Annotated in this window: 25 protein-coding genes; 9 read left to right on the forward strand and 16 right to left on the reverse strand. The window is 63.1% G+C overall.

Annotation, left to right across the window (positions count from 1 at the left end):
- Positions 1-31 precede the first annotated feature (31 nt).
- The 5 genes from purB to IAE39_RS16175 all read right to left on the reverse strand — a co-directional run bounded on the left by purB (position 32) and on the right by IAE39_RS16175 (position 6,264).
- Positions 32-1,402 (reverse strand): adenylosuccinate lyase, encoded by a 1,371-nt coding sequence (purB, locus tag IAE39_RS16155; protein ID WP_201204147.1) that lies wholly within the window; start codon positions 1,400-1,402, stop codon positions 32-34.
- A 201-nt stretch (positions 1,403-1,603) separates the two neighbouring features.
- Positions 1,604-2,230, reverse strand: coding sequence for a high frequency lysogenization protein HflD (gene hflD, locus IAE39_RS16160; RefSeq protein ID WP_201204149.1), 627 nt, complete (start codon positions 2,228-2,230; stop codon positions 1,604-1,606).
- Positions 2,227-3,351 (reverse strand): tRNA 2-thiouridine(34) synthase MnmA, encoded by a 1,125-nt coding sequence (mnmA, locus tag IAE39_RS16165; RefSeq protein ID WP_201204151.1) that lies wholly within the window; start codon positions 3,349-3,351, stop codon positions 2,227-2,229. The genes hflD and mnmA overlap by 4 nt, the downstream gene beginning before the upstream one ends.
- A 59-nt stretch (positions 3,352-3,410) precedes the next feature.
- Positions 3,411-3,851, reverse strand: coding sequence for an NUDIX hydrolase (locus tag IAE39_RS16170; protein WP_201204152.1), 441 nt, complete (start codon positions 3,849-3,851; stop codon positions 3,411-3,413).
- A 187-nt stretch (positions 3,852-4,038) separates the two neighbouring features.
- A complete protein-coding gene (locus IAE39_RS16175) occupies positions 4,039-6,264 on the reverse strand; it encodes an NADP-dependent isocitrate dehydrogenase (protein WP_201204154.1) in 2,226 nt (741 codons plus the stop codon).
- Between the two features lie 427 nt (positions 6,265-6,691).
- Between IAE39_RS16175 and icd the strand changes: the two genes are divergently transcribed.
- Complete coding sequence (gene icd / locus IAE39_RS16180) at positions 6,692-7,948, forward strand: NADP-dependent isocitrate dehydrogenase (RefSeq protein ID WP_201204156.1); 1,257 nt, start codon at positions 6,692-6,694, stop codon at positions 7,946-7,948.
- Positions 7,949-8,021: 73 nt separating this feature from the next.
- Here the strand turns inward: icd and cspD are convergent, their stop codons facing one another.
- Entirely contained in the window at positions 8,022-8,276 is a 255-nt protein-coding gene (gene cspD / locus IAE39_RS16185) for a cold shock domain-containing protein CspD (RefSeq protein WP_201204158.1), read from the reverse strand.
- 230 nt (positions 8,277-8,506) lie between these two features.
- Here cspD and clpS point away from each other — a divergent pair, with 230 nt between their 5' ends.
- Complete coding sequence (gene clpS / locus IAE39_RS16190; RefSeq protein ID WP_003251220.1) at positions 8,507-8,869, forward strand: ATP-dependent Clp protease adapter ClpS; 363 nt, start codon at positions 8,507-8,509, stop codon at positions 8,867-8,869.
- Between the two features lie 30 nt (positions 8,870-8,899).
- Positions 8,900-11,170, forward strand: coding sequence for an ATP-dependent Clp protease ATP-binding subunit ClpA (gene clpA / locus IAE39_RS16195; protein ID WP_201204160.1), 2,271 nt, complete (start codon positions 8,900-8,902; stop codon positions 11,168-11,170).
- A gap of 183 nt (positions 11,171-11,353) precedes the next feature.
- Here the strand turns inward: clpA and infA are convergent, their stop codons facing one another.
- From infA to aat, 3 genes are all read right to left on the reverse strand, one after another.
- Positions 11,354-11,572, reverse strand: a complete 219-nt coding sequence (infA, locus tag IAE39_RS16200) for a translation initiation factor IF-1 (protein ID WP_002553999.1) — start codon at positions 11,570-11,572, stop codon at positions 11,354-11,356.
- Positions 11,573-11,674: 102 nt separating this feature from the next.
- Complete coding sequence (locus tag IAE39_RS16205) at positions 11,675-12,382, reverse strand: arginyltransferase (RefSeq protein WP_201204162.1); 708 nt, start codon at positions 12,380-12,382, stop codon at positions 11,675-11,677.
- 57 nt (positions 12,383-12,439) lie between these two features.
- Positions 12,440-13,123, reverse strand: coding sequence for a leucyl/phenylalanyl-tRNA--protein transferase (aat, locus tag IAE39_RS16210; protein ID WP_201204164.1), 684 nt, complete (start codon positions 13,121-13,123; stop codon positions 12,440-12,442).
- Between the two features lie 399 nt (positions 13,124-13,522).
- On the opposite strand from aat, the gene IAE39_RS16215 reads away from it, so the two are divergent.
- The 6 genes from IAE39_RS16215 (at position 13,523) to cysG (ending at position 21,188) form a co-directional block, all read left to right on the forward strand.
- Positions 13,523-16,090, forward strand: a complete 2,568-nt coding sequence (locus IAE39_RS16215; protein WP_442968446.1) for a DNA translocase FtsK — start codon at positions 13,523-13,525, stop codon at positions 16,088-16,090.
- 62 nt (positions 16,091-16,152) lie between these two features.
- Entirely contained in the window at positions 16,153-16,776 is a 624-nt protein-coding gene (gene lolA, locus IAE39_RS16220) for an outer membrane lipoprotein chaperone LolA (RefSeq protein ID WP_201204174.1), read from the forward strand.
- A gap of 12 nt (positions 16,777-16,788) precedes the next feature.
- Positions 16,789-18,114 carry a replication-associated recombination protein A gene (locus IAE39_RS16225; protein ID WP_201204176.1) on the forward strand — a complete coding sequence of 442 codons (1,326 nt, stop codon included), beginning with the start codon at positions 16,789-16,791 and terminating at the stop codon, positions 18,112-18,114.
- The gene (gene crcB, locus IAE39_RS16230) at positions 18,111-18,485 is read left to right on the forward strand and encodes a fluoride efflux transporter CrcB (protein ID WP_201204178.1); all 375 of its coding nucleotides are present in this window, start codon (positions 18,111-18,113) and stop codon (positions 18,483-18,485) included. Before IAE39_RS16225 ends, crcB begins: the two co-directional genes overlap by 4 nt.
- A 30-nt stretch (positions 18,486-18,515) precedes the next feature.
- On the forward strand, positions 18,516-19,796 hold the full coding sequence (gene serS, locus IAE39_RS16235; protein WP_201204180.1) for a serine--tRNA ligase: 1,281 nt from the start codon (positions 18,516-18,518) through the stop codon (positions 19,794-19,796).
- Positions 19,797-21,188: a siroheme synthase CysG gene (gene cysG, locus IAE39_RS16240; protein WP_201204182.1), complete on the forward strand. Its 1,392-nt coding sequence runs from the start codon at positions 19,797-19,799 to the stop codon at positions 21,186-21,188.
- Positions 21,189-21,312: 124 nt separating this feature from the next.
- Here cysG and IAE39_RS16245 read toward each other — a convergent pair whose 3' ends face one another.
- The 7 genes from IAE39_RS16245 to IAE39_RS16275 form a co-directional block, all read right to left on the reverse strand.
- Complete coding sequence (locus tag IAE39_RS16245; protein WP_201204183.1) at positions 21,313-22,272, reverse strand: glutathione S-transferase family protein; 960 nt, start codon at positions 22,270-22,272, stop codon at positions 21,313-21,315.
- 94 nt (positions 22,273-22,366) lie between these two features.
- Positions 22,367-23,368 (reverse strand): glycosyl transferase family protein, encoded by a 1,002-nt coding sequence (locus tag IAE39_RS16250; protein ID WP_201204193.1) that lies wholly within the window; start codon positions 23,366-23,368, stop codon positions 22,367-22,369.
- Between the two features lie 11 nt (positions 23,369-23,379).
- Positions 23,380-23,715, reverse strand: a complete 336-nt coding sequence (locus IAE39_RS16255; protein ID WP_029887836.1) for a TusE/DsrC/DsvC family sulfur relay protein — start codon at positions 23,713-23,715, stop codon at positions 23,380-23,382.
- Positions 23,712-24,008: a sulfurtransferase complex subunit TusB gene (tusB, locus tag IAE39_RS16260; RefSeq protein ID WP_201204185.1), complete on the reverse strand. Its 297-nt coding sequence runs from the start codon at positions 24,006-24,008 to the stop codon at positions 23,712-23,714. Before tusB ends, IAE39_RS16255 begins: the two co-directional genes overlap by 4 nt.
- Positions 24,008-24,367, reverse strand: coding sequence for a sulfurtransferase complex subunit TusC (gene tusC, locus IAE39_RS16265; RefSeq protein WP_201204187.1), 360 nt, complete (start codon positions 24,365-24,367; stop codon positions 24,008-24,010). The genes tusB and tusC overlap by 1 nt, the downstream gene beginning before the upstream one ends.
- 1 nt (position 24,368) lies before the next feature.
- Positions 24,369-24,761, reverse strand: a complete 393-nt coding sequence (tusD, locus tag IAE39_RS16270) for a sulfurtransferase complex subunit TusD (protein WP_110676046.1) — start codon at positions 24,759-24,761, stop codon at positions 24,369-24,371.
- A gap of 304 nt (positions 24,762-25,065) precedes the next feature.
- On the reverse strand, positions 25,066-26,445 hold the full coding sequence (locus IAE39_RS16275) for a nucleobase:cation symporter-2 family protein (protein WP_201204189.1): 1,380 nt from the start codon (positions 26,443-26,445) through the stop codon (positions 25,066-25,068).
- Between the last annotated feature and the right edge of the window lie 252 nt (positions 26,446-26,697).

Consider the following 26,697-nt stretch of genomic DNA (forward strand, 5'->3'; position numbering starts at 1 on the left):
GCCAGGCCGGGCGTTGTACGCGACGGTCAGCTTAGATGCGTTTGGCCTGGGCTGCCGCGTTACCGATGTAGGTAGCGGGGGTCAGCAGCTTGAGCTCGGCCTTGGCGTCGGCGGGCATGTCCAGGCCGTCGATGAAGGTCAGCAGCGCTTCAGGGGTGATGCCCTTGCCACGGGTCAGCTCTTTGAGCTTCTCGTAGGGGTTTTCGATGTTGAAGCGGCGCATTACTGTCTGGATCGGCTCGGCCAGCACTTCCCAGCAGGCGTCCAGGTCGGCAGCGATGCGGGCTTCGTTGACTTCCAGCTTGCCGATGCCTTTCAGGCTGGCTTCGTAGGCGATAACGCTGTGGGCAAAGCCCACGCCCAGGTTGCGCAGCACGGTGGAGTCGGTCAGGTCACGCTGCCAGCGCGAGATCGGCAGCTTGCTGGCCAGGTGCTGGAACAGTGCGTTGGCGATACCCAGGTTGCCTTCGGAGTTTTCGAAGTCGATCGGGTTGACCTTGTGCGGCATGGTCGACGAGCCGATTTCGCCAGCAACGGTCTTCTGCTTGAAGTAGCCCAGCGAAATGTAGCCCCACACGTCACGGTCGAAGTCGATCAGGATGGTGTTGAAGCGGGCGATGGCGTCGAACAGCTCGGCGATGTAGTCGTGCGGCTCGATCTGGGTGGTGTACGGGTTGAACTGCAGGCCCAGTTCGTCTTCGATGAAGGCGCGGGCGTTTGCTTCCCAGTCGATCTGCGAGTAGGCCGACAGGTGGGCGTTGTAGTTGCCCACGGCACCGTTGATCTTGCCCAGCAGCGGCACGGCGGCAACCTGGGCGATCTGGCGCTCCAGGCGGTACACGACGTTGGCCAGTTCTTTACCCAGGGTGGTCGGCGAAGCTGGCTGACCGTGGGTGCGCGACAGCATTGGCACGTCGGCGTGGGCGTGGGCCAGGGCGCGGATGGCGTCGGCGATCTGGCGCATCAGCGGCAGCAGCACGTCGTCACGGCCGGCGCGCAGCATCAGGGCGTGGGACAGGTTGTTGATGTCCTCGCTGGTGCAGGCGAAGTGGATGAATTCGCTGACCTTGGCCAGCTCAGGCAGCTGGGCGGCCTGCTCCTTGAGGAGGTATTCGATCGCCTTGACGTCGTGGTTGGTGGTGCGCTCGATTTCCTTGACACGCTCGGCGTGCTCAACCTTGAAATCGGTGGCCAGGTTGTCCAGCAGGGCGTTGGCTTCGGCGGAGAACGCCGGCACTTCGCCGATCTGCGGGTGGGCGGCCAGGCGCTGCAGCCAGCGTACTTCGACCAGGGCGCGGAAACGGATCAGGCCGAATTCGCTGAAGATGGGGCGCAAGGCCTGGGTTTTGCCGGCATAACGGCCGTCTACAGGGGAAACCGCAGTGAGCGAAGAAAGCTGCATGGGGTGTTCTCGGACAGTCAGGCTTTTGGAAGGGCGCATATCATACATGAAATTTGCGCCCGGGTCGGGTGGCTGACCAAAGGTCGGCCCTTTAAAACCGTATCGTGGCCCCTGTGGGAGCGGGTTTACCCGCGAATGCGGCGGCGGGTCCAGCATCGCATTCGCGGGTGAACCCGCTCCCACAGGGTTTGGTGTCGCCTGTCAGGAAGGCGAACGCATCATGTCGTACAGTTCGTTAAGCAACTTGCGCCGGCTGAATACCAGCTGCCAGCGATGCCCGCCCAATTGGCGCCACAGGCGCGCAGCACGGATGCCGGCCAGCAGCAGGGCGCGGATCTTGGAGGCGTTGCTGGCCTGCTGCAGGAAACGCATGTCGCCATGCACCTGGATGCGCTGGCGCAAGGTGCTGAGGGTGTCCTGGTACAAGGCGCCACTGGAAGCGATGACGTTTTCATGAACCAGGCCGAAATGCTCGGCCTGCGACTGGATCTGCGGCAGGCGGTTGCCGATGGTGTCGAGCAGGTCGCCACGCTTGTTCAGCTGACGCTCCAGGCCCAGCATCGACAGGGCATAGCGCAGCGGCTCGCGCTGCAGGCTGCTGGGGTCGCGCTCCAGCGCGCCCGCCAGCGCACGGTAGCCGTCGCGCAGGTTCAGGTCGTCACCACCAAACACCTCCAGGGTGTCCTTGGGGTCGCGCACCAGCAGGCTGCCGAGCATGCAGCCGATGTCGGCCTCGCCGGCCTGGCCGGTGCGGGCGATGCGGTCGACCAGTACGGCGGCTTGAAATACGCCGCCCAGGGCAATCAATTGCTCCTGCAGGTTGCTCATGCGCGCGGGCTCCACGGCTCGGCGGCTTCGATCACGCCGCCGCCCAGGCACACTTCGCCGTCATAGAACACCACCGACTGGCCCGGGGTCACGGCGCGCTGCGGTTCGTCGAACACGGCGCGGTAGCCGCTTTCGGTCCGCTCCAGGGTGCACTGCTGGTCGCTCTGGCGGTAGCGTACCTTGGCAGTGAGCTGGCGCGGGCTGCTGAGGTCGATCGGGTTGACCCAGAAGATTTCCGAGGCCAGCAGGGCGCGGGAGAACAGCCACGGGTGTTCGTTGCCCTGGCCAACCACCAGCACGTTGCGGGTCAGGTCCTTGTGCAGCACGTACCACGGCTCGTCACCGGCGTCTTTCAGGCCGCCAATGCCCAGGCCCTGGCGCTGGCCGATGGTGTGGTACATCAGGCCATGGTGGCGGCCGATCACTTCACCTTCGGTGGTTTCGATGTTGCCTGGCTGGGCCGGCAGGTACTGCTTGAGGAAGTCGCTGAAGCGGCGTTCGCCAATGAAGCAGATACCGGTGGAATCCTTTTTCTTGGCGGTGGCCAGGCCGTGCTTTTCGGCGATGGCGCGTACTTCGGGCTTTTCCAGTTCGCCAACCGGGAACAGCGTACGGGCGATTTCCTTGCCGCCGACGGCGTGCAGGAAGTAGCTCTGGTCCTTGTTCGGGTCCAGGCCCTTGAGCAGTTCGGTCAGCTCGCCAGTGTCGCGCCGGCGCACGTAGTGGCCGGTGGCAATCAGGTCGGCACCCAGCGACAGGGCGTAGTCGAGGAACGCTTTGAACTTGATTTCGCGGTTGCAGAGGATGTCCGGGTTGGGCGTGCGGCCGGCCTTGTACTCCTCCAGGAAGTGCTCGAATACGTTGTCCCAGTATTCGGCGGCGAAGTTGGCGGTGTGCAGCTTGATGCCGATGCGGTCGCACACGGCCTGGGCGTCGGCCAGGTCTTCACGGGCGGTGCAGTATTCGGTGCCGTCGTCTTCTTCCCAGTTCTTCATGAACAGCCCTTCCACCTGGTAGCCCTGTTCGATAAGCAGAAGGGCGGAGACGGAAGAGTCCACGCCGCCGGACATGCCGACGATGACGCGGGTCTTGGCGGGGTCTTTGAGTGCTGGGCTGGTCATGGGTACCGGTGTGTATCAAGGGGGAAAAACGCCGATTCTATCAAACCCTCAGCGCCGCGTCAGTCGCGCAGCAGGTCAAGGCTGTGCAGCGGGCCTTTGAGGTAGTCGTCCAGGCAGCGCGGCACCAGTTCGCTGCGCCAGCGGGTGGGGTCGGCCAGCAGTTCTTCGCGGGTCAGCCACACGGCGCGGACGATGTCGCTGTCCAGGGCCAGGTCGGCGTGGTGGCGCACGGGGCGGGCGGCAAAGCAGATGCGCTGGTAGGTCACGCCGTTGCTGGGGGCGGTGTAGAGGTAGATGCCGACTACGCCGGTGAGCTCCACTTCCCAGGCGGTTTCCTCCAGGGTTTCGCGCAGGGCGGCCTGGGGCAGGGTTTCGTTCGGTTCGAGGTGGCCGGCGGGCTGGTTGAAAACGTGCTGGTTGGCTTTGAATTCCTCGACGAAGAGGAATTTGCCGTCGTGTTCAACGATGGTGGCGACGGTGATGTGGGGTTGCCAGGTCAATTCTTGTGCTCCATGGAGGACTCTGTGGGAGCGGGTTCACCCGTGAATGCGATGCTGAATCCACTGACGCATTCGCGGGTGAACCCGCTCCCACAGGGAAGGGCGTTTTGGCCGCAGGAAATCGGTTATCCAGAAAGCACAAACCCCGGTGCGTGGCCGGGGTTTGGGCTGTTACTTCAAGCGAACCTTACAGGGCAGCAATGGCGCTGTTCAGGGTCTGGCTTGGGCGCATCACCTTGGCGGTCAGCTCGGCATCCGGGGCGTAGTAGCCGCCGATGTCAGCTGGCTTGCCCTGAACGGCGTTGAGCTCGGCGACGATGGTCTCCTCGTTCTCGGTCAGGGTCTTGGCCAGTGGGGCGAAGCGTGCCTGCAGGGCAGCGTCGTCGTTCTGCGCAGCCAGCGCCTGGGCCCAGTACAGGGTCAGGTAGAAGTGGCTGCCGCGGTTGTCGATACCACCGACTTTGCGCGAAGGCGACTTGTTGGTGTCGAGGAACTTGCCGGTAGCCTGGTCCAGGGTGTTGGCCAGAACCTTGGCACGCGGGTTGGCGTAGGTGTTGCCCAGGTGCTCCAGGGAAGCGGCCAGGGCCAGGAATTCACCCAGCGAGTCCCAACGCAGGAAGTTCTCTTCAACCAGCTGCTGCACGTGCTTCGGTGCCGAACCGCCGGCGCCGGTTTCGAACAGGCCACCGCCGTTCATCAGCGGCACGATCGACAGCATCTTGGCGCTGGTGCCCAGCTCCATGATCGGGAACAGGTCGGTGAGGTAGTCGCGCAGCACGTTGCCGGTCACCGAGATGGTGTCCTTGCCTTCGCGGATGCGGGCCAGGGAGAACTTGATGGCGTCGACCGGGGCCAGTACACGGATGTCCAGGCCAGCGGTGTCGTGATCCTTCAGGTACTTCTGTACTTTTTCGATCATCACGCCGTCGTGGGCGCGGGCCGGGTCCAGCCAGAATACCGCCGGGGTGTTGCTGAGGCGGGCACGGTTGACGGCCAGCTTGACCCAGTCCTGGATCGGCGCGTCTTTGGTCTGGCACATGCGGAAGATGTCACCGGCTTCGACGTTCTGCTCCAGTACGACGTTGCCTTTGCCATCGACCACACGAACGACGCCGTCGGCCTTGATCTGGAAGGTCTTGTCGTGGGAGCCGTACTCTTCGGCCTTTTGCGCCATCAGGCCAACGTTCGGCACGCTGCCCATGGTGGTTGGGTCGAAGGCACCGTTGGCCTTGCAGTCTTCGATGGTGGCCTGGTAGATACCGGCGTAGCAACGGTCCGGGATCACGGCCTTGGCGTCTTGCAGTTCGCCAGCGGTGTTCCACATCTTGCCCGAGTCACGGATCATGGCCGGCATCGAGGCGTCGACGATCACGTCGCTCGGCACGTGCAGGTTGGTGATGCCTTTGTCGGAGTTGACCATGGCCAGCGCTGGGCGCTGGGCGTACAGGGCCTGGATGTCGGCTTCGATCTCGGCCTGCTTGTCAGCTGGCAGGTCCTTGATGCGGGCGTACAGGTCGCCGATACCGTTGTTGGCGTTGAAGCCCACCTGGGCCAGCGCAGCGGCGTGCTTTGCCAGCACGTCGTTGTAGAACTCTTCGACGATGACGCCGAACATGATCGGGTCGGAGACCTTCATCATGGTGGCTTTCAGGTGCACCGACAGCAGCACGCCGGCGGCCTTGGCATCGGCGATCTGCTCGGCGATGAAGGCTTTCAGGGCTTTGCGGCTCATGGTCGCGCAGTCGATGATTTCGGCGGCTTTGACTGCGGTCTTTTCTTTCAGGACGGTGGTGTTGCCGTCTTTGCCGACCAGCTCGATGCGCAGGCTGTCGTCAGCTTCGATCAGTGCGGCTTTCTCGCTGCCGTAGAAGTCGCCCTGGGTCATGTGGGCAACGTGCGACTTGGAGTCGGCGGCCCAGGCGCCCATCTTGTGCGGGTGCTTGCGGGCGTAGTTCTTGACCGACAGCGGCGCGCGGCGGTCGGAGTTGCCTTCGCGCAGCACCGGGTTCACGGCGGAACCCTTGATGCGGTCGTAGCGGGCACGGGATTCTTTTTCTTCCGCGGTGGCCGGCTCGTCGGCGTAGTCAGGGATGTTGAAGCCCTTGCCTTGCAGCTCCTTGATCGCGGCTTTGAGCTGCGGTACCGAGGCGCTGATGTTCGGCAGCTTGATGATGTTGGCTTCAGGGGTGGTAGCCAGCTGGCCCAGTTCCGCCAGGTGATCGCCTACTTGCTTCTCTGCGCCCAGTTGCTCCGGGAAGGCGGCAAGGATACGGCCAGCCAGGGAGATGTCGCGAGTTTCGACGGCGATGTCAGCCGAAGCGGTGAACGCTTCGATGATCGGCAGCAGCGAGTAGGTGGCGAGGGCGGGGGCTTCGTCGGTGAAGGTATAGATGATCTTGGAACGGGTGGGCATGCGGGTTAACTCTCTGTGTGCTGAGCGTGCTCGAGTCTCGTGGTGCGCAGGGTAGGCGCATCGCCCTGGCAACGCCATGAGCGGAAAGTCGAGAGGCTGCGAGCGGTGATGGTGGATGCATCAGTCGAGCGTCAATGCTGAACTGCGGTAACAGTCCAGGCTTTTCTGGCCAGGCTTTACGGCCATTCATGGCCTAGGGCGGTCCGCATTTTCCTGGGATTCGCCCCGATGACCCTTCGGTCGCGGCGGAGTATACCAAACCATTCGGGCTAATCAGCAAGGCCAAGTGATATCGGCCCGTTTATAAGACCAAAGACTAAGCGGCAATGTGGCGTAATGCCGCATGCCTTGCAGGTCGGCAGATGTGGTTTAGGCTCATTGCAGCGCATGATGTCCAAACCACACCCGACAGCGGAGTAGTGCAAGCATGGGATACCAGAAAATCAAGGTTCCGACCGACGGCACCAAGATCACCGTCAATGCCGACCATTCGCTCAACGTACCTGACCACCCGATCATTCCTTATATTGAAGGCGACGGCATTGGCGTCGATGTCTCGCCGGTGATGATCAAGGTGGTCGACGCCGCCGTGCAGAAGGCCTACGGCGGCAAGCGCAAGATTGCCTGGATGGAGGTGTACGCCGGCGAAAAGGCCACCCAGGTGTACGACCAGGACACCTGGCTGCCACAGGAAACCCTCGATGCCGTGCGTGATTACGTGGTGTCGATCAAAGGCCCGCTGACCACCCCGGTCGGCGGCGGCATTCGCTCGCTCAACGTGGCCCTGCGCCAGCAGCTGGACCTGTATGTGTGCCTGCGCCCGGTGCTGTGGTTCCAGGGTGTGCCAAGCCCGGTGAAAAAGCCTGGCGACGTCGACATGGTGATCTTCCGCGAAAACTCCGAAGACATTTATGCCGGCATCGAGTGGAAGGCCGGCTCGCCCGAGGCGAACAAGGTGATCAAGTTCCTCAAAGAGGAAATGGGCGTCACCAAGATTCGCTTCGACCAGGACTGCGGCATTGGCGTCAAGCCGGTGTCCCGCGAGGGCACCAAGCGCCTGGTGCGCAAGGCCCTGCAATACGTGGTGGACAACGACCGTGAGTCGCTGACGCTGGTTCACAAGGGCAACATCATGAAGTTCACCGAAGGGGCCTTCAAGGACTGGGGCTACGAGGTGGCACGCGACGAGTTCGGCGCCGAACTGCTCGATGGCGGCCCGTGGATGAAGTTCAAGAACCCCAAAACCGGCCGCGAAGTCATCGTCAAGGACGCCATCGCCGACGCCATGCTGCAACAGATCCTGCTGCGCCCGGCCGAGTACGACGTGATCGCCACCCTCAACCTCAACGGTGACTACCTGTCCGACGCCCTGGCGGCGGAGGTGGGCGGCATCGGCATTGCCCCGGGCGCCAACCTGTCCGACACCGTGGCCATGTTCGAAGCCACCCACGGCACCGCGCCCAAGTATGCCGGGCAGGACAAGGTCAACCCGGGCTCGGTGATCCTCTCTGCAGAAATGATGCTGCGCCACATGGGCTGGACCGAGGCAGCCGACCTGATCATCAAGGGCACCAATGGCGCGATTGCGGCCAAGACAGTGACCTACGACTTCGAGCGGCTGATGGACGGCGCTACGCTGGTGGGCAGCTCAGGCTTTGGCGATGAAATGATCAAGCATATGTAAGGCAATAGAAAACCGGCCGCTTCCCTTAAAGAGGCGGCCGGTTTTTTCGTATACCGGCAGACGGCACGGCAAATCAGGCGTCGGCAGTGCTGCTGGCCTGCTGTGCGCTAACGGCTGTGGTGGCAGTGGCATTGCTGATATTGACCGCGTGCAGGCCTTTGGGGCCCTGGACGATGTCGAAGCTCACGGCCTGGCCGGCCTTGAGCGTCTTGTATCCGTCCATCTGGATGGCTGAGTAATGAGCGAACAAGTCGTCACTCTTGCCCTCTTCATTGATGAATCCATAGCCCTTGGCATTGTTGAACCACTTGACTTTACCGCTTGCCATCCCTATGTCCCTCTGCAAAGGACTCCATCACTGGAGTATCATCCACTTCATCCGCATACGAACCTTGCGAAAAATCTGGTTGACTGCGCGGATCTTTATCGCCCACGGTGGGTTCTTATTGGTTGTAACACCGTTTTGCCGATAGTCAAGGTCACGCGGCGCCTGCGCTGGCGGTGGCCTGTGCAGCCAACCCACAACCTTAACCTGACGCTCATGATGAAATTCTTTCCATGCATGCACCTAGTGAGATTCGACTAACATTCAATCAGGATCGCCCGCAATCGAATGAGGACGACGGCTCGGGTCTTGCAGTACAGGAAGCCAAGCCGATCCTGCAGGCGCCACCGATGTACAAGGTGGTTTTGTTCAACGATGACTACACGCCGATGGATTTCGTCGTCGAAGTGCTCGAGACGTTCTTCAGTCTGAACCGCGAGCTGGCGACCAAGATCATGCTGACCGTCCATACAGAAGGGCGGGCAGTGTGCGGATTGTTTACCCGTGACATCGCCGAAACAAAGGCTATGCAGGTCAACCAATACGCCAGGGAAAGCCAGCATCCGCTACTCTGTGAAATCGAGAAGGACGGTTAATCGCCGACCACTTGGGTATGAGGTGAAGCTATGTTAAACCGCGAGCTCGAAGTCACCCTCAATCTTGCCTTCAAGGAGGCCCGTTCGAAACGTCATGAGTTCATGACCGTCGAACATCTGCTGCTGGCACTCCTTGACAATGAGGCTGCCGCGACCGTTCTGCGCGCCTGTGGCGCCAATCTCGACAAGCTCAAGCATGACCTGCAAGAGTTCATCGATTCCACTACGCCGCTGATTCCTGTCAACGACGAAGACCGTGAAACCCAGCCAACCCTGGGCTTCCAGCGCGTGCTGCAGCGTGCCGTGTTCCACGTGCAAAGCTCTGGCAAACGCGAAGTCACCGGGGCCAATGTGCTGGTGGCGATCTTCAGCGAACAGGAAAGCCAGGCCGTGTTCCTGCTCAAGCAGCAGAGCGTGGCCCGCATCGACGTGGTCAACTACATCGCTCACGGTATCTCCAAGGTGCCAGGGCATGGTTCGCAGTCTGAAAGCGACCAGGACATGCAGGACGAAGAGGGCGGCGAAACCTCCTCTTCGAGCAACCCGCTGGACGCCTATGCCAGCAACCTGAACGAGCTGGCCCGTGCCGGCCGTATCGACCCGCTGGTCGGTCGCGAGCAGGAGGTGGAGCGCGTCGCGCAAATCCTCGCCCGCCGCCGCAAGAACAACCCGTTGCTGGTGGGTGAAGCGGGCGTGGGCAAGACCGCCATTGCCGAAGGCCTGGCCAAGCGCATCGTCGACGGCCAGGTGCCTGACCTGTTGGCGCAAAGCGTGGTCTATTCGCTCGACCTCGGCGCGCTGCTGGCCGGTACCAAGTATCGCGGCGACTTCGAGAAGCGCTTCAAGGCCCTGCTCGGCGAGCTGCGCAAGCGCCCGCAGGCCATCCTGTTCATCGACGAGATCCACACCATCATCGGTGCCGGTGCGGCGTCGGGCGGGGTGATGGATGCCTCCAACCTGCTCAAGCCGCTGCTGTCGTCGGGTGAAATCCGTTGCATCGGCTCGACCACCTTCCAGGAGTTTCGTGGCATCTTCGAGAAAGACCGTGCCTTGGCACGGCGCTTCCAGAAGGTGGACGTCAGCGAGCCGTCGGTGGAAGACACCGTGGGCATCCTGCGCGGCCTGAAGGGGCGCTTCGAAAGCCACCACAACATCGAGTACAGCGACGAAGCCCTGCGCGCCGCCGCCGAACTCGCCTCGCGTTACATCAATGACCGGCACATGCCGGACAAGGCCATCGATGTGATCGACGAAGCCGGCGCCTACCAGCGCCTGCAACCGGAGGCCAACCGCGTCAAGCGTATCGACGTGCCGCAGGTCGAGGACATCGTAGCCAAGATCGCGCGGATACCGCCGAAGCACGTCAGCAGCTCCGACAAGGAACTGCTGCGCAACCTGGAGCGCGACCTGAAACTGACCGTGTTCGGCCAGGACCAGGCCATCGACTCGCTGTCCACGGCCATCAAGCTGTCGCGTGCCGGCCTCAAGGCGCCCGACAAGCCGGTTGGGTCGTTCCTGTTTGCCGGCCCGACCGGTGTCGGCAAGACCGAAGCGGCGCGGCAGCTGGCCAAGGCGCTGGGCGTGGAGCTGGTGCGTTTCGACATGTCCGAGTACATGGAGCGCCACACCGTGTCGCGCCTGATCGGTGCCCCGCCTGGTTATGTCGGTTTCGACCAGGGTGGCTTGCTGACCGAAGCGATCACCAAGCAACCTCACTGCGTGCTGCTGCTCGATGAAATCGAGAAGGCCCACCCGGAAGTCTTCAACCTGCTGCTGCAGGTGATGGACCACGGTACCTTGACCGACAACAACGGGCGCAAGGCCGACTTCCGTAACGTGATCCTGATCATGACCACCAACGCCGGGGCAGAAACCGCGGCGCGGGCCTCAATCGGCTTCACCCATCAGGACCACGCGTCCGATGCCATGGAAGTGATCCGCAAGAGCTTCACGCCGGAGTTCCGCAACCGCCTGGATACCATTATCCAGTTTGGCCGCCTGAGTACCGAAACCATCAAGAGCATCGTCGACAAGTTCCTTATCGAACTGCAGGCGCAGCTGGAAGATAAACGGGTGCTGCTGGAAGTCAGCGATGATGCCCGTGGCTGGCTGGCGGCGTCGGGCTACGACGTGCAGATGGGTGCGCGGCCGATGGCGCGGCTGATCCAGGACAAGATCAAGCGGCCGCTGGCCGAGGAGATCCTGTTTGGTGAGCTGGCCGAGCATGGCGGCGTGGTGCATGTCGACCTGCGCGATGGCGAGTTGGTGTTCGACTTCGAGACCACGGCTGAGGTTGCGTGACGCAAGGGCGGGGCTGTGCCTGTGGGAGCGGCTTTAGCCGCGAACACCGGCGCAGCCGGTGCCATCCACCGCGTTGGGTTCTTCGCGGGTGAACCCGCTCCCACAGGGCTGCAGCGCAGCCCCCTGCAATCTTGAAGGCACAAAAAAGCCCGGCACATGGCCGGGCTTTTTCATGGCTGGAGCTTAGCGCGCACGGTAGGTGATGCGGCCCTTGCTCAGGTCGTACGGCGTCAGTTCGACGCGGACCTTGTCGCCAGTGAGAATACGAATGTAGTTCTTGCGCATCTTTCCGGAGATGTGCGCGGTTACGACGTGCCCGTTTTCCAACTCCACGCGGAACATGGTGTTGGGCAGGGTGTCGACGACAGTACCTTCCATTTCGAAGCTGTCTTCTTTCGACATGCAGTTGAGCCCTCGGTATCCAGTGTTGGCCCGACGCATAACCGCACCGGGCAAAAAAGTGGCGTGGATTATGCCCGAAAACTGTGTGTCAAGCCAATGCTTTCAGTTGAGGGTGACCCAGCGCTGGTTTATCAACAACTCGATAGGCCGATACTGTGTCTTGTAGTTCATTTTCTTGCAGTTCTTGATCCAGTAGCCCAGGTAAACCGCCTCCAGGTCCTGGCGCAGGGCTTCGGTGATCTGCCACAGAATGGCAAAGCGCCCCAGGCTGCGGCGCTTTTCGTCGGGCTCGTAGAAGGTGTATACCGCCGACAGGCCGTTGGGCAGCAGGTCGCACACTGCCACCGCCAGCAGGCGGCCTTCCAGGCGAAACTCGTAGAACCAGCAGAACGGCAGGTCGCGCACCAGGAAGGTGGAAAACTGGTCGCGGCTGGGCGGGTACATGTCACCGTCGGCGTGGCGCGTTTCGATATAGCGCCGGTACAGCTCGAAGTACTCTTCCTTGAACGCCGGGCGCGCAGCGGTCACGGTCAGGTCGGCGTTGCGCTTGAGAATGCGCCGCTGCTGGCGGTTGGGGATGAAGCGCCCAGCGGGTATGCGCGCCGGCACGCAGGCATTGCAGTTCTGGCAGTGCGGGCGATACAGGTGGTCGCCACTGCGGCGAAAACCCATTTCCGACAGGTCGGCGTACACGTTCACGTCCATCGGCTGGCTGGGGTCGAGGAACAGTGTGGTCGCCTGCTCGTCAGGCAGGTAGCTGCAGGAGTGGGGTTGAGTGGCATAGAACTTCAACCGCGCCAACTCTGTCATGATCAACCCCCATCGGTGAGACTTTGTTTTAAGTGTAAGCCAGCTATGGCAAACCGCCTAGGCAACCACCCATGTAGCGCTGTTGGGTTGGTCGAGGTGGCGGGCCAGGTAGCCCGCGAACTCGGCGCGGCTGATGGCATGCGCGCCCAGGCTGTGCAGGTGGTTGGTGGGCATCTGGCAGTCGATCAGCACAAAACCGGCCTGGCGCAGGTGCTCTACCAGGGTCACGAAGCCGACCTTGGAGGCATTGTCGGCACGGCTGAACATCGACTCGCCGAAGAACAGCTGGCCCATGGCTAGCCCGTACAGGCCGCCGACCAGCTCGCCCTCCTGGCGGACTTCAACCGAGTGGGCGATACCGCGCCGGTGCAGTTCGCAGTAGGCATTGCGCATGGTGTCGGTGATCCAGGTGCCGTCGGCGTAATCGCGCGGTGCCGCGCAGGCGGCGATCACCGCCGGGAAGTCGCTGTCGAAGCTGACCTGGTAGCGGCCCTGGCGCATCAGTTTGGCCAACGAGCGTGACACGTGCAGTTGCTCTGGCAGCAAGACCGTGCGCGGGTCGGGTGACCACCACAGGATCGGTTGGCCGTCCTGGTACCACGGGAAGCAGCCATGGCGGTAGGCCTGCACCAGGCGCTCGGGGCTCAGGTCGCCGCCGGCGGCCAGCAGGCCGTTGGGGTCGTGCAGGGCCTTTTCCAGGGGCGGGAAGGTCAGCGAGTCGCGGGTCAGCCAGGTGAGCATGGTCTATCGTGCGGTGGGGGAGGGGAGCGGTCAGCATGGCTTGCGCGCATGACAGGGTCAATGGTTGTGGCTTGTTCGCGGCGGTTCGACGCCTCGATGAACCCGCTCCCACAGGTATTGCACAGGTACTGAAGGCAGTGGGGCATCTGTGGGAGCGGGTTCACCCGCGAAGAGGCCGCCACAGACAATCAAAATAGGCAATTTCCTACACATTCATGAAACCACAGGCACCATCCGCTACATTTGCTGTCACACCTGTGCAAAAACACAGCATAAGCCTTTGTCACAGAAGGCAATGCATGCTCAAATTGCAGTCATACGAAAGTCGCCTCCACTCAAGCGCCTTACGGCGTGCCGTCATGGCAGTGGGCGGGCAGTAATGTTAAAAGTAGTGGTTCATTGGCCGCACCGCCGGCCGATCACTATTGGACGCGCAGCACGCGCAGGAATAGACGCGTTTTGAAGAAATCCACCGCAACCCCAGCTCCCTTGCCCGTGCCCCTGTGGCGGCAGCAGCTGCACTATCGCCTCAAGGAAGGTGCGTTGATCGCTGTCGGCGCCCTGTGCCTGTACTTGTGGATGGCGCTGCTGACCTACGACACGTCCGACCCGGGCTTCAGCCACACCGCGACCGTCGACCAGGTGCAGAACGCCGCCGGGCGAGCCGGTGCCTACTTTGCCGACATCCTGTTCATGGTGCTGGGCTACTTCGCCTATATCTTCCCGCTGTTGCTGGCGGTGAAGACCTGGCAGATCTTCCGCCAGCGCCACCAGCCATGGGACTGGAGCGGCTGGCTGTTCTCCTGGCGGCTGATCGGCCTGGTGTTCCTGGTGCTGTCGGGCGCCGCATTGGCGCATATCCACTTCCACCCGCCGGCCAGCCTGCCGTTCTCCGCCGGTGGCGCGCTGGGTGAAAGCTTGGGCGACCTGGCGCGCAACCTGCTGAACGTGCAAGGCAGCACTTTGATGTTCATTGCCTTGTTCCTGTTCGGCCTGACCGTGTTCACCGACCTGTCGTGGTTCAAGGTAATGGACCTGACCGGCAAGATTACCCTCGACCTGTTCGAACTGGTGCAGGGCGCGGCCAACCGCTGGTGGGAAGCCCGCAACGAGCGCAAGCGCCTCGAGGCACAGCTGCGCGAGGATGAGCCGGTGGTCAAGGCTGCGCCCATGGCCGCCGAGAAGCGCGAGCCGGCCAAGCCGGCGTTGCGCGAGCGTATTTTCAAGCGTGAAGAGGCGCCGGCCCCGGTGGTTGAACCCCGTGAGCCAACCCTCGGCCGCGAGCCTGTGGTGCCGCCACGCGAGCCAACCCTTGCCCGCGAACCGGTCGTGCCGCGCGAAACGGCGGTGCCCCGTGCGCAGCCTGCTACCCCGATGATTGTGCCGCCGGTTGCCGACAAGGCGCCAGAGCCGAGCAAGCGGGTGATGAAAGAGAAACAGGCGCCGCTGTTCATCGACAGCGCCGTGGAAGGCACCTTGCCGTCGATTTCCATCCTCGACCCGGCCGAGCAGAAAAAGATCGAGTACTCGCCAGAGTCCCTGGCCGGTGTCGGCCAGCTGCTGGAAATCAAGCTCAAGGAATTCGGTGTGGAAGTGGCGGTGGATTCGATCCACCCCGGCCCGGTGATTACCCGTTACGAAATCCAGCCGGCCGCCGGCGTCAAGGTCAGCCGCATCGCCAACCTGGCCAAGGACCTGGCGCGTTCCCTGGCGGTGACCAGCGTGCGCGTGGTCGAAGTCATCCCTGGCAAGACCACCGTCGGTATCGAAATCCCCAACGAGAACCGGCAGATGGTGCGTTTCTCCGAGGTGCTGTCGTCGCCGCAGTTCGATGAGTCCAAGTCGCCCGTCGCCCTGGCCCTGGGCCATGATATCGGCGGCAAGCCGGTCATCACCGACCTGGCCAAGATGCCCCACCTGCTGGTGGCCGGTACGACCGGTTCCGGTAAGTCGGTAGGTGTCAACGCCATGATCTTGTCGATCCTGTTCAAGTCCGGCCCGGAAGACGCGCGGCTGATCATGATCGACCCGAAAATGCTCGAACTGTCGATCTACGAAGGCATCCCGCACCTGCTGTGCCCGGTGGTCACCGACATGAAGGACGCCGCCAACGCGCTGCGCTGGAGCGTGGCCGAGATGGAGCGGCGCTACAAGCTGATGGCGGCCATGGGGGTGCGTAACCTGGCCGGCTTCAACCGCAAGATCAAAGACGCCGAAGAAGCTGGCGAGATCATTCACGACCCGCTGTACCGTCGCGAAAGCATGGATGATGAGCCGCCGGCACTGAAAACCCTGCCAACCATCGTGGTGATCGTCGACGAATTTGCCGACATGATGATGATCGTCGGCAAGAAGGTCGAAGAGCTGATCGCCCGTATCGCGCAGAAGGCGCGGGCGGCCGGTATTCACCTGATCCTTGCCACCCAGCGCCCGTCGGTGGACGTGATCACCGGCCTGATCAAGGCCAACATCCCGACCCGCATGGCGTTCCAGGTATCCAGCAAGATCGACTCGCGCACCATCATCGACCAGGGCGGCGCCGAACAGCTGCTGGGCCATGGCGACATGCTGTACATGCCGCCAGGCACCAGCCTGCCGATCCGTGTGCATGGCGCGTTCGTTTCCGACGATGAAGTGCACCGCACGGTCGAGGCCTGGAAGCTGCGCGGTGCCCCGGACTACAACGACGACATCCTCAACGGCGTCGAAGAGGCCGGCAGTGGCTTCGATGGCGGCGGCGGTGGTGGCGATGGTGACGATGCCGAAACCGATGCGCTGTATGATGAAGCGGTGCAGTTCGTGCTTGAGAGCCGCCGTGCTTCCATTTCTGCCGTGCAGCGCAAGCTGAAGATCGGCTACAACCGTGCCGCACGCATGATCGAGTCGATGGAAATGGCCGGCGTGGTCACCCCCATGAACAGCAACGGCTCGCGGGAAGTGATTGCCCCGGGCGGCCCGCGCGACTGATGAACACCCTGCCGGGCGCCAACGGTGGCGCCCGGCCTTTTCAATGCTCAATGAGGATTCCCATGCGCGCGATTCGCATGCTGTTGGTTTCTGCCCTGACCCTGGGCACTGTTACGGCTTATGCCGGTGAGCAAGACGTACAACGCCTGACCCAGTTGCTGGAAAAGTCGCAGACCATCGAGGCCAACTTCTCCCAGCTGACCTTGGGTGCCGACGGCACCAGCCTGCAGGAAACCTCTGGCAAGATGACCGTCAAGCGCCCGGGCCTGTTCTACTGGCACACCGATGCGCCGCAGGAGCAGGTGGTGGTGTCGGACGGCAAGAACGTCACCCTGTGGGACCCGGACCTGGAACAGGCCACCATCAAGAAGCTCGACGTGCGCCTGAACCAGACCCCGGCGCTGCTGCTGTCCGGTGACGTGTCGAAGATCAGCCAGAGCTTCGACATTGCCTCGAAGGAGCAGGGCGAAGTAATGGACTTCACCCTCAAGCCGAAAACCAAGGACACCCTGTTCGACTCGCTGCGTGTGTCGTTCCGCAAGGGCCTGATCAATGACATGCAGCTGATCGACAGCGTCGGCCAGCGCACCAATATCCTGTTCAATGGCGTCAAGGCCAACCAGGCGGTGCCGGACAGCACGTTCAAGTTCGACATCCCCAAAGGCGCGGACGTGATCAAGGAGTAACCAGAGCCCGTCATGGACCTGTTTCGAAGCGAACCCGTCGCCCAGCCCCTGGCCGCACGCCTGCGCCCGTCCAACCTGGATGAATACGTCGGCCAGGAGCACCTGCTGGCGCGTGGCAAACCGCTGCGCGAGGCACTGGAGCAGGGTGCGCTGCATTCGATGATCTTCTGGGGGCCGCCCGGGGTGGGCAAAACCACCCTGGCGCGGCTGCTGGCACAGTTCTGTGATGCGCACTTCGAGACCGTGTCGGCGGTGCTGGCCGGGGTCAAGGAGATTCGCCAGGCCGTCGAGGTGGCCAAGCAGCAGGCTGGCCAGTATGGCCGCCGCACCATCCTGTTCGTCGACGAAGTACACCGCTTCAACAAGTCGCAGCAGGATGCCTTTTTGCCCTACGTGGAAGACGGCACCCTGCTGTTCATCGGCGCCACCACCGAAAACCCGTCCTTCGAGCTGAACAACGCGCTGCTGTCGCGGGCACGGGTATACGTGCTCAAGAGCCTCGACGAGCCTGCGCTGCGCAAGCTGGTCAACCGCGCGCTCAGTGAAGAGCGTGGCCTGGGCAAGCGCAACCTGCGGGTCGGCGATGAAGCCTTCAAGATGCTGATGGCTGCCGCCGACGGTGACGGCCGGCGCATGCTCAACTTCCTCGAAAACGCCTCGGACCTGGCCGAAGACGGCAGCGAGATCGACGTCGAGATGTTGCAGAGCCTGCTCGGCGACAGCCGCCGCCGCTTCGACAAGGGCGGTGAGGCGTTCTACGACCAGATTTCCGCCCTGCACAAGTCGGTGCGCGGCTCCAACCCCGATGGCGCCCTGTACTGGTTCGCGCGCATGCTCGACGGCGGCTGCGACCCGCTGTACATCGCCCGCCGCGTGGTGCGCATGGCCAGCGAAGACATCGGCAACGCCGACCCACGCGCGCTCAGCCTGTGCCTGGCGGCGTGGGATGTGCAGGAGCGCCTGGGTAGCCCCGAGGGCGAGCTGGCGGTGGCCCAGGCCATTACTTATCTGGCCTGCGCGCCGAAGAGCAACGCGGTGTACATGGGCTTCAAGACCGCCCTGCGCGAAGCCGCAGAACATGGCTCGCTGGAAGTGCCGCTGCACCTGCGCAATGCGCCGACCAAGCTGATGAAACAACTGGGCTACGGCGACGAGTACCGCTATGCCCACGACGAACCCGACGCCTATGCCGCCGGTGAAGACTACTTCCCCGACCAGCTCGAGCCGCGCCAGTACTACCAGCCGGTGCCGCGAGGGCTGGAACTGAAGATTGGCGAGAAGCTGCGCCACCTGGCCGAGCTCGACCGCAACAGCCCCCGCCAGCGGAGAAAACCATGATTGCCTTGATTGCCGCCGTCAGCGCGGGTGGTATCGCCGGCACTTTGTTGCGCTTTGCCACCGCCAACTGGGTAACGGCCCACTGGCCACGGCACTTCTATGCCGGTACGCTGGCGGTCAACCTGGTCGGCTGCCTGTTGATCGGCCTGCTTTATGGCCTGTTCCTGCACAAGCCGCTGGTGCCGGTCGAATTGCGCGCCGGCCTGATTGTCGGCTTCCTTGGCGGCCTGACAACCTTTTCCTCCTTCTCGCTCGATACCGTGCGCCTGATGGAAAGCGGGCAAGTGCCCCTGGCCTTGGGCTATACCAGTATCAGCGTGGTGGGTGGGCTGCTCGCAACTTGGGCCGGCCTGTCCCTGACCCGATTCTGAACCAACACCAACACATAACGAGAGAACGATATGCTCGATTCCAAACTGTTACGCGGCCAACTTCAGGAAGTGGCGGATCGCCTGGCCTCCCGTGGCTTCAGCCTGGATGTCGCGCGCATCGAATCACTGGAAGAGCGCCGCAAGGCGGTGCAGACCCGCACCGAACAACTGCAGGCCGAGCGTAATGCCCGTTCCAAGTCCATCGGCCAGGCCAAGGCCAAGGGCGAAGACATCGCGCCGCTGATGGCCGACGTCGAGCGCATGGCTAACGAACTGGCTGCCGGCAAGGCCGAACTGGACGAGATCCAGGCCGAGCTGGATGGCATCCTGCTGACCATCCCCAACCTGCCGGACGCCAGCGTACCGGTCGGTGCCAGCGAAGACGACAACGTCGAAGTGCGCCGCTGGGGTACGCCTAAAGCGTTCGACTTCGAAATCAAGGACCACGTTGCCCTTGGCGAAGTCAGCGGTGGCCTGGACTTTGAAGCCGCGGCCAAGCTGTCTGGCGCGCGCTTTGCCGTGCTGCGCGGGCCGATCGCCCGCCTGCACCGCGCCCTGGCGCAGTTCATGATCAACCTGCACACCGGCGAGCACGGCTACGAGGAGCACTACACCCCGTACCTGGTGCAGGCCCCGGCCCTGCAGGGCACCGGCCAGCTGCCGAAGTTCGAGGAAGACCTGTTCAAGATCACCCGCGAAGGCGAGGCTGACTTCTACCTGATCCCGACTGCCGAAGTGTCGCTGACCAACCTGGTGGCCGGGGAAATCCTCGATGCCAAGCAGCTGCCGCTGAAACTGGTCGCCCACACCCCGTGCTTCCGTAGCGAAGCCGGTGCTTCTGGCCGTGACACCCGCGGCATGATCCGCCAGCACCAGTTCGACAAGGTCGAGATGGTGCAGGTGGTCGAGCCGGCCAAGTCGATGGAAGCCCTGGAAGGCCTGACTGCCAACGCCGAGCGCGTGCTGCAGCTGCTTGAACTGCCGTACCGCGTGCTGGCCCTGTGCACCGGCGACATGGGCTTCGGCGCCGTGAAAACCTACGACCTCGAAGTGTGGGTTCCAAGCCAGGACAAGTACCGCGAAATCAGCTCCTGCTCCAACTGCGGCGACTTCCAGGCGCGCCGCATGCAGGCCCGCTGGCGCAACCCGGAAACCGGCAAGCCAGAGCTGGTACACACCCTGAACGGCTCCGGTCTGGCCGTAGGCCGCACCCTGGTGGCCGTGCTGGAGAACTACCAGCAGGCCGACGGTTCGATCCTGGTGCCGGATGTGCTGAAGCCATACATGGGCGGCGTCGAGGTCATCCGCTAAATGAATTACCTGCCGCTGTTCCACAAGCTGCAGGGCGGCCGCGTGCTGGTCGTCGGCGGCGGTGAGATCGCCTTGCGCAAGGCGCGCCTGCTGGCCGACGCCGGCGGCGTGCTGCGCGTGGTGGCGCCGGACGTCGACGGCCAGTTGGCTGCGTTGGCCCGGGAAGGTGGCGGTGAGGTGCTGGTGCGTGGCTATCAGGCAGCCGACCTAGTCGGTTGCCGGCTGGTGATCGCAGCTACCGACGACCCTGGGCTGAACGCCCAGGTGTCGGCGGATGCGCAGGCCCTCAGCCTGCCAGTCAACGTGGTGGATGCACCGGCCTTGTGCACGGTGATTTTCCCGGCGATTGTCGACCGTTCACCGTTGGTGATTGCGGTGTCCAGCGGCGGCGACGCCCCGGTCCTGGCGCGCTTGATTCGTGCCAAGCTGGAAGCCTGGATCCCGTCCGCCTACGGCGAGCTGGCCGGGCTGGCAGCGCGTTTCCGGCACAAGGTGAAAACCTTGTACCCGGACGTCAACCAGCGCCGTGGCTTCTGGGAAACCGTGTTCCAGGGGCCGATTGCCGAGCGCCAGCTGGCCGGGCAGGGCGCAGAAGCCGAACGCTTGTTGCAGGCGATGGTCGACGGTGCGCCTGTGCAGCAGGGGGGTGAGGTGTATCTGGTAGGTGCGGGGCCGGGCGATCCGGACTTGCTGACCTTCCGTGCCTTGCGCCTGATGCAGCAGGCCGATGTGGTGCTGTACGACCGTTTGGTGGCGCCGGCGATCATCGAAATGTGCCGGCGTGATGCCGAACGCATCTACGTAGGCAAGCGCCGCGCCGACCATGCCGTACCGCAAGACCAGATCAACCGCCTGCTGGTCGACCTCGCCCAGCAAGGCAAGCGCGTGCTGCGCCTGAAGGGCGGCGACCCGTTCATCTTCGGCCGGGGTGGCGAAGAGATCGAAGAGCTGGCCGAGCATGGCATTCCGTTTCAGGTGGTGCCGGGCATTACCGCGGCCAGTGGCTGTTCCGCCTACGGCGGGATTCCGCTGACTCACCGCGATTATGCCCAGTCGGTGCGTTTCGTGACCGGGCACCTTAAAGATGGCACCAGCAATCTGCCTTGGGATGACTTGGTGGCGCCGGCGCAGACCCTGGTGTTCTACATGGGCTTGGTGGGCTTGCCGACCATTTGTGCCGAGCTGATTCGACACGGGCGTGCGGCCAGTACCCCGGCGGCCTTGGTGCAGCAAGGCACTACGCGTAACCAGCGGGTGTTCACCGGTACCCTGGCGGACTTGCCGGACCTGGTGGCCCAGCATGAAGTGCATGCGCCCACCTTGGTGATAGTTGGGGAAGTGGTGCAGTTGCGTGACAAGCTGGCCTGGTTCGAAGGTTCGCAGCACAGCTGAAATCGTTGGGGCCGCTTTGCGGCCCTATCGCGACGCAAGGCCGCTCCCACAGGTCCAGGCATTGCGCGGTCCTTGTGGGAGCGGCCTTGCGTCGCGAAAGGGCTGCAAGGCAGCCCCGGCTATCTCAACCCTGCCAAATCCCTTTACCCACCAACCGCTCCCGATCATGCGGCTGGTTGAAATCCTGCAACGGCCCTTTAGGCACGATCCCGTTCGGGTTGATGGTCTTGTGGCTCATGTAATAGTGCTTCTGGATATGCTCCATATCCACAGTCCCCGCCACCCCCGGCCACTGGTACAGCTCACGCAGCCAGTTCGACAAGTTGTGGTAATCGCCAAGCCGGCGCAGGTTGCACTTGAAGTGCCCGTGATAAACCGCATCGAAGCGCACCAAGGTGGTGAACAGGCGTACATCGGCTTCGGTCAGGTACTCACCCGCCAGGTAGCGATTGCGGCTTAGCAAGTCTTCCAGATAGTCCAGCTCATTGAACACATCATCAAACGCCGCTTCATAGGCATCTTGCGTGGTAGCAAAGCCCGCCCGGTACACGCCGTTGTTCACCGCCGGGTAAATACGCTCGTTCAGCGCCTCGATGGTCGGGCGCAGCGGCTCTGGGTAAAGGTCCAGGGTATTGCCGGTCAGCTCGTTGAACGCGCTGTTGAAGATGCGGATGATCTCCGATGACTCGTTGTTGACGATGCGCTTCTCTTTCTTGTCCCACAGCACCGGTACAGTCACCCGGCCAGTGTAGTGCGGGTCGTCCTGGGTGTAGCGCTGGTGCAGGAACTGCAGGGCATCGAGGTGATCGCCGCTGGAGCCTTGCTGCTGGTCGAAAGTCCAGCCATGGTCCTGCATCAGCCAGCTGACCACCGATACATCGATCAACGGCTCCAGGCCCTTGAGGGCGCGCAAGATCAGGGTGCGGTGGGCCCATGGGCAGGCCAGCGACACATACAGGTGGTAGCGGCCGGCTTCAGGTGCGGGCAGCTGGTTGCGGCGCTGGGCGTTTTCGCGTTTGAACGTACCGTCCTTGCCGTTTTCATACCACTGGTCATGCCAGCGGCCGTCAATCAAAAGGCCCATGGTGAGCTCCAGAAACAAAGTTGTTTGTCGTTGGAGCCCAGTCTAGGCCAAATCGTTCGAACAAATAGCGCAAAGATCGGGGTGGTATTATCGGTTAAATCGATCGGTTACGGGCATTCCAATAGCTTTGGGCGGTGGCGAATGCCTGCTCACGGTCCTGCCCCCGGCCGCGCAGGGCCAACGCCATGGTGGCGATCAGGGCCTTCTCGCCGTAGCTGTCTTCCACTTCGCCGCGCCAGAACGCCAGCAAGTGCTCGGGCTGCAGGCTAGGTGGTTTGACATGGCGGCGTTCGCTCAGCGCCGGCCATTCTTCGTCCCATGCTTCCCCTGCGGTGGTGCCGTAGAGGTGGCTGATGACATCGGGGTTGACCTCGATCTCGCCGCCATCGCCCTTGATCACCACAGCATGGTCGCCGAGCAGGCGGCTGGCCTCGCGGTGCACCGCCTGGTAACCCGGGTGGAAGATGCTCTGCAGGCCACAGCGTGCGCCCAGTGGGTTGAGTACCCGGGCCAGCGAGTGGATCGGCGAGCGCAGGCCCAGGGTGTTGCGCAGGTCGATCATGCGCTGCAGTTGCGGTGCCCAGTCGTGCAGCGGGAAGAAGGCCAGCTGATGCTGGGCCAGCGCATTGTCGACAGCAGCCCAGTCGCGGCACAGCGGGATCTGCAACAGGTCGAGCAATTGCTCGGTGTACAGGCGCCCGGCCGTGTGTGCGCCGCCGCCGTGCATCAGAATGCGCACGCCATTGCCGGCCAGGCACTTGGCGGCCAGCAGGTACCAGGGCAGGTGGCGCTTCTTGCCGGCGTAGGTCGGCCAGTCGAGGTCCACGGCAATGCGCGGCGCCTGCAGGTGGGCGCGCAGGGCCTCGGTGAAGCCGGCCAGCTCTTCGGCGCTTTCTTCCTTGTGCCGCAGCAACATCAGGAAGGCACCGAGTTGGGTGTCCTCCACCTTGCCTTCCAGCAGCAGGGTCATGGCGGCGCGGGCTTCTTCGCGGGTCAGGCCACGCGCGCCGCGCTTGCCTTTGCCAAGAATGCGCACGAACTCGGCGAACGGGTGTTCGGCCGGGGTTTCCAGGGTAAGCGGGCGAGCTTCATTCAAGGGTGGCTGGGTCATATGCAATTGGTCGGCTTGGGCAGGCCCGCCAGCTTGGCGGCAAGTTTGGCGGGGGTGCCATTGAACAGGCGGTTCAGGTGCGGGCTGTTGCCCTTGTCCGGGCCCAGTTTCAGGGCGGTGTACTTGATCAGTGGGCGGGTGGCCGGAGACAGTTGGTACTCCTGGTAGAACTGGCGCAGCAGTTCGAGGATTTCCCAGTGGTCCGCGGTCAGCGCAATGCCCTCGCGCTCGGCCAGGGCCTCGGCGGCTGCATGGGACCAGTCTTGCAGGTCGACCAGGAAGCCGTCCTTGTCCAGGGCGATCGCCTGATCGGCAACGGTGAGGGTATTCATAGCCAGCTGTTGACCTTGTCGTAGTGCAGCGACAGTTCGACGAACCCGGCGTAGTCCACGGCCTTGGCCAGGTCGTTGCCGACCGCGCGGGCTTGCAGGTCTTCGTCCAGGGCGAACAGGCGCTGGGCCAGGCTGGCGGCTTGCAGCTGGCGGTACGCTTCGCTGCCGCTGCGCAGGGCGTACACCGCATCGCCGCACAGCAGCAGGGCGTCGTCCGCGCCAAGCAGGCGCAGGCAACTGGCCAGGCGCTCGTCGCCGAACGGGGAGTGGGCAATTACGTGCAGGGTCGTCATCAGAGCGTTACCACCTGGTCGAAACGGGCGATCAGTGCGGTCAGTGCCGCGTCATCCAGCACTTGCACTGGCAGTGCCAGGCTGTCGGCGGCCAGGCCACGGCGGGTGAGGCTGTGGTTGCAGGCGAACAGTTCTTCGACACCGAACATCGGCAGCGCCTGCAGGTTGGCGGCCAGGTTCTTCTGTTGCACGGCGGCAGGTTGCTGGTTTGGCGCCAGCTGGAACACACCATCGTCGAGGAACAGCATGCCCAGCGGCAGGTCGAACGCGCCACCGGCCAGGGCGATGTCCAGCGCCTCGCGGGCAGATGGGCCGTTCCACGGCGCCTGGCGGCTGATGATCAACAAGGATTTGGCCATTTCAGTCGCCTCCAAAGCAGACAAGCCGATCGGCAACTTGCGCGGCCTCATGCAGCTGTCCCAGGCCGGACAACTCCCATGGTTTGGGCAGGTTCACGGCCGGGCGCTGATAGCGGTTGGCCTCGGCCTCGTCGAGCACGCCACGGCGCAAGGCGGCGGCGATGCACACCACGGCGTCCAGCTGGTGGGTCTCGATAAAGGCACGCCACTGGGCGGCGACGTCCACTTCATCCTGGGGCGCGACCACGTTGGCCGAGGCACTGTGTACCCCGTCTTGATAGAAGAACAGCCGGGCAATCTCATGCCCGCCGGCCAGCACCGCCTCGGCATAGCGCAGGGCGCGCCGCGAAGAGGGCGCATGGGCCGGGGAGAACACCGCGATAGCGAATTTCATGGATAACTCATGCAAAGGAATGCCGCCATGATAAAGCAAAAAAGCCCGCGCCCGCTTGTGCAAGCGGGCGCGGGCTTTTGTAGGAGCGGCCTTGTGTCGCGATGGGCTGCAAAGCAGTCCCGGGACTTCAGCGCAAATGCACAAATTGCTGGGGCCGCTTCGCAGCCGTTTCGCGACACAAGGCCGCTCCTACAGGGATTGCGCGAGTCCTGAAGCTTACGCGCTCGGTGTAGGAGCTGGCTTGTCGTGGCGACGAACCGCTGCGATGGGCCGCACAGCGGCCCCATTGGCCCTATATCCGGCCTCAAGCCTGCTCCTTGCTCTCCGGCAAGAACCAGTTCAGCACCAGTGCACAAATCCCCCCGGTAGCCACACCCGACTCCAGCACATTGCGAATCGCCGCCGGCATATGCGCCAGGAACTCCGGCACCTGCGCCACGCCCAGGCCCAAGGCCAGGGAAACAGAGATAATCAGCAAAGCCCGACGATCCAGCCGCGTACTGGCCAGGATATTGATCCCAGAAGCCGCAACCGCGCCAAACATGACCATGGCCGCACCACCCAGCACCGGTTCCGGCACCGCCTGGATCACCCCGGCAACACTCGGGAACAGCCCCAGCAGCACCAGCATCACGGCAATCCACATGCCGATATGGCGGCTGGCGATACCGGTCAGCTGAATCACCCCGTTGTTCTGGGCAAAGATCGAGCTCGGGAAGGTGTTGAACAAGCCCGCCAGCAGCGAGTTGGCGCCGTTGACCAGCACGCCACCCTTGATCCGCTGCATCCACACCGGGCCTTCGACTGGCTGGCGCGACACCTTGCTGGTGGCGGTCACGTCACCAATGGCTTCCAGCGACGTCACCAGGTAGATCACCAGCATCGGAATGAACAGCGCCCACGAGAAGCTCAGGCCGAAGTGCAGCGGCGTCGGCACCTGGAACAGCGCGGCCTCACGCATGCCGGTGAAGTCCAGGCGGCCCATGTAACCCGCCAGCGCATAGCCGACCGCCAGGGCAATGACGATGGCACAGCTGCGCATCCACACCACCGGAATACGGTTGAGGATCACGATAATGGCCAGCACCACACCCGACAACAGCAGGTTCTCGCCATTGGCGAAGGTACCATTGGCCATGGCGCCAAAGCCGCCGCCCATGCTGATCAGGCCAACCTTGATCAGGGTCAGGCCGATCATGAGCACGACAATGCCGGTCACCAGTGGGGTGATCAGGCGTTTGACGAAGGGCAGGATGCGCGAAACGCCCATCTCGACGAACGAGCCTGCAATCACCACACCAAAGATGGCCGCCATCACGCCCTCAACCGGCGTGCCTTGCTTGACCATCAGCGCACCGCCGGCAATCAGCGGCCCGACGAAGTTGAAGCTGGTGCCCTGCACAATCAGCAGTCCGGCGCCAAACGGCCCGAAGCGTTTGCATTGCACGAAGGTGGCGATGCCCGAGATCACCAGCGACATGGAAACGATCAGGTTGGTGTCCCGCGCCGAAACGCCCAGCGCCTGGCAGATCAGCAGGCCAGGGGTAACGATTGGCACGATGATCGCCAGCAGGTGCTGCAGGGCAGCCAGCAGGCCGATCAACAGCCGAGGCTTGTCCTCGAGGCCAAGCACCAGTTCATTGGCAGGCGCCGCCGCGCCTGGGCTGTGTTCGTGTGAGCTCATTGCTGAAAGCTGCCCCGGAAGAAAAAAGGAGCGCATTCTACGGGGTGATGGCGGATTGGGGTAGAGAAAAGCACGATAGCGGCATGATCGGCGACCATTTGCCTGGTTTTCTGACTTTTAAGTCAGTGTTTAGGGGTTGTCAGGGGATGGGGCTGACAGGTGCCTGGCTGGGGTATTGAGGTGGGGCAGAAATCGAGCGCCGCCCGCGCGGCGCATCGCGGATAAATCCGCTCCTACATTTGTTGCAACGTG

The sequence above is a fragment of the Pseudomonas sp. S37 genome, from assembly GCF_016658545.1.
Taxonomy (GTDB): Bacteria; Pseudomonadota; Gammaproteobacteria; order Pseudomonadales; family Pseudomonadaceae; genus Aquipseudomonas.

Coding starts and splice junctions, on each gene's coding strand:
- purB (WP_201204147.1), bottom strand. CDS start 1,402: ATGCAGCTTTCTTCGCTCACTGCGGTTTCCCCTGTAGACGGCCGTTAT.
- hflD (WP_201204149.1), bottom strand. CDS start 2,230: ATGAGCAACCTGCAGGAGCAATTGATTGCCCTGGGCGGCGTATTTCAA.
- mnmA (WP_201204151.1), bottom strand. CDS start 3,351: ATGACCAGCCCAGCACTCAAAGACCCCGCCAAGACCCGCGTCATCGTC.
- IAE39_RS16175 (WP_201204154.1), bottom strand. CDS start 6,264: ATGCCCACCCGTTCCAAGATCATCTATACCTTCACCGACGAAGCCCCC.
- icd (WP_201204156.1), top strand. CDS start 6,692: ATGGGATACCAGAAAATCAAGGTTCCGACCGACGGCACCAAGATCACC.
- cspD (WP_201204158.1), bottom strand. CDS start 8,276: ATGGCAAGCGGTAAAGTCAAGTGGTTCAACAATGCCAAGGGCTATGGA.
- clpS (WP_003251220.1), top strand. CDS start 8,507: ATGCATGCACCTAGTGAGATTCGACTAACATTCAATCAGGATCGCCCG.
- clpA (WP_201204160.1), top strand. CDS start 8,900: ATGTTAAACCGCGAGCTCGAAGTCACCCTCAATCTTGCCTTCAAGGAG.
- infA (WP_002553999.1), bottom strand. CDS start 11,572: ATGTCGAAAGAAGACAGCTTCGAAATGGAAGGTACTGTCGTCGACACC.
- IAE39_RS16205 (WP_201204162.1), bottom strand. CDS start 12,382: ATGACAGAGTTGGCGCGGTTGAAGTTCTATGCCACTCAACCCCACTCC.
- aat (WP_201204164.1), bottom strand. CDS start 13,123: ATGCTCACCTGGCTGACCCGCGACTCGCTGACCTTCCCGCCCCTGGAA.
- lolA (WP_201204174.1), top strand. CDS start 16,153: ATGCGCGCGATTCGCATGCTGTTGGTTTCTGCCCTGACCCTGGGCACT.
- IAE39_RS16225 (WP_201204176.1), top strand. CDS start 16,789: ATGGACCTGTTTCGAAGCGAACCCGTCGCCCAGCCCCTGGCCGCACGC.
- crcB (WP_201204178.1), top strand. CDS start 18,111: ATGATTGCCTTGATTGCCGCCGTCAGCGCGGGTGGTATCGCCGGCACT.
- serS (WP_201204180.1), top strand. CDS start 18,516: ATGCTCGATTCCAAACTGTTACGCGGCCAACTTCAGGAAGTGGCGGAT.
- cysG (WP_201204182.1), top strand. CDS start 19,797: ATGAATTACCTGCCGCTGTTCCACAAGCTGCAGGGCGGCCGCGTGCTG.
- IAE39_RS16245 (WP_201204183.1), bottom strand. CDS start 22,272: ATGGGCCTTTTGATTGACGGCCGCTGGCATGACCAGTGGTATGAAAAC.
- IAE39_RS16255 (WP_029887836.1), bottom strand. CDS start 23,715: ATGAATACCCTCACCGTTGCCGATCAGGCGATCGCCCTGGACAAGGAC.
- tusB (WP_201204185.1), bottom strand. CDS start 24,008: ATGACGACCCTGCACGTAATTGCCCACTCCCCGTTCGGCGACGAGCGC.
- tusC (WP_201204187.1), bottom strand. CDS start 24,367: ATGGCCAAATCCTTGTTGATCATCAGCCGCCAGGCGCCGTGGAACGGC.
- tusD (WP_110676046.1), bottom strand. CDS start 24,761: ATGAAATTCGCTATCGCGGTGTTCTCCCCGGCCCATGCGCCCTCTTCG.
- IAE39_RS16275 (WP_201204189.1), bottom strand. CDS start 26,445: ATGAGCTCACACGAACACAGCCCAGGCGCGGCGGCGCCTGCCAATGAA.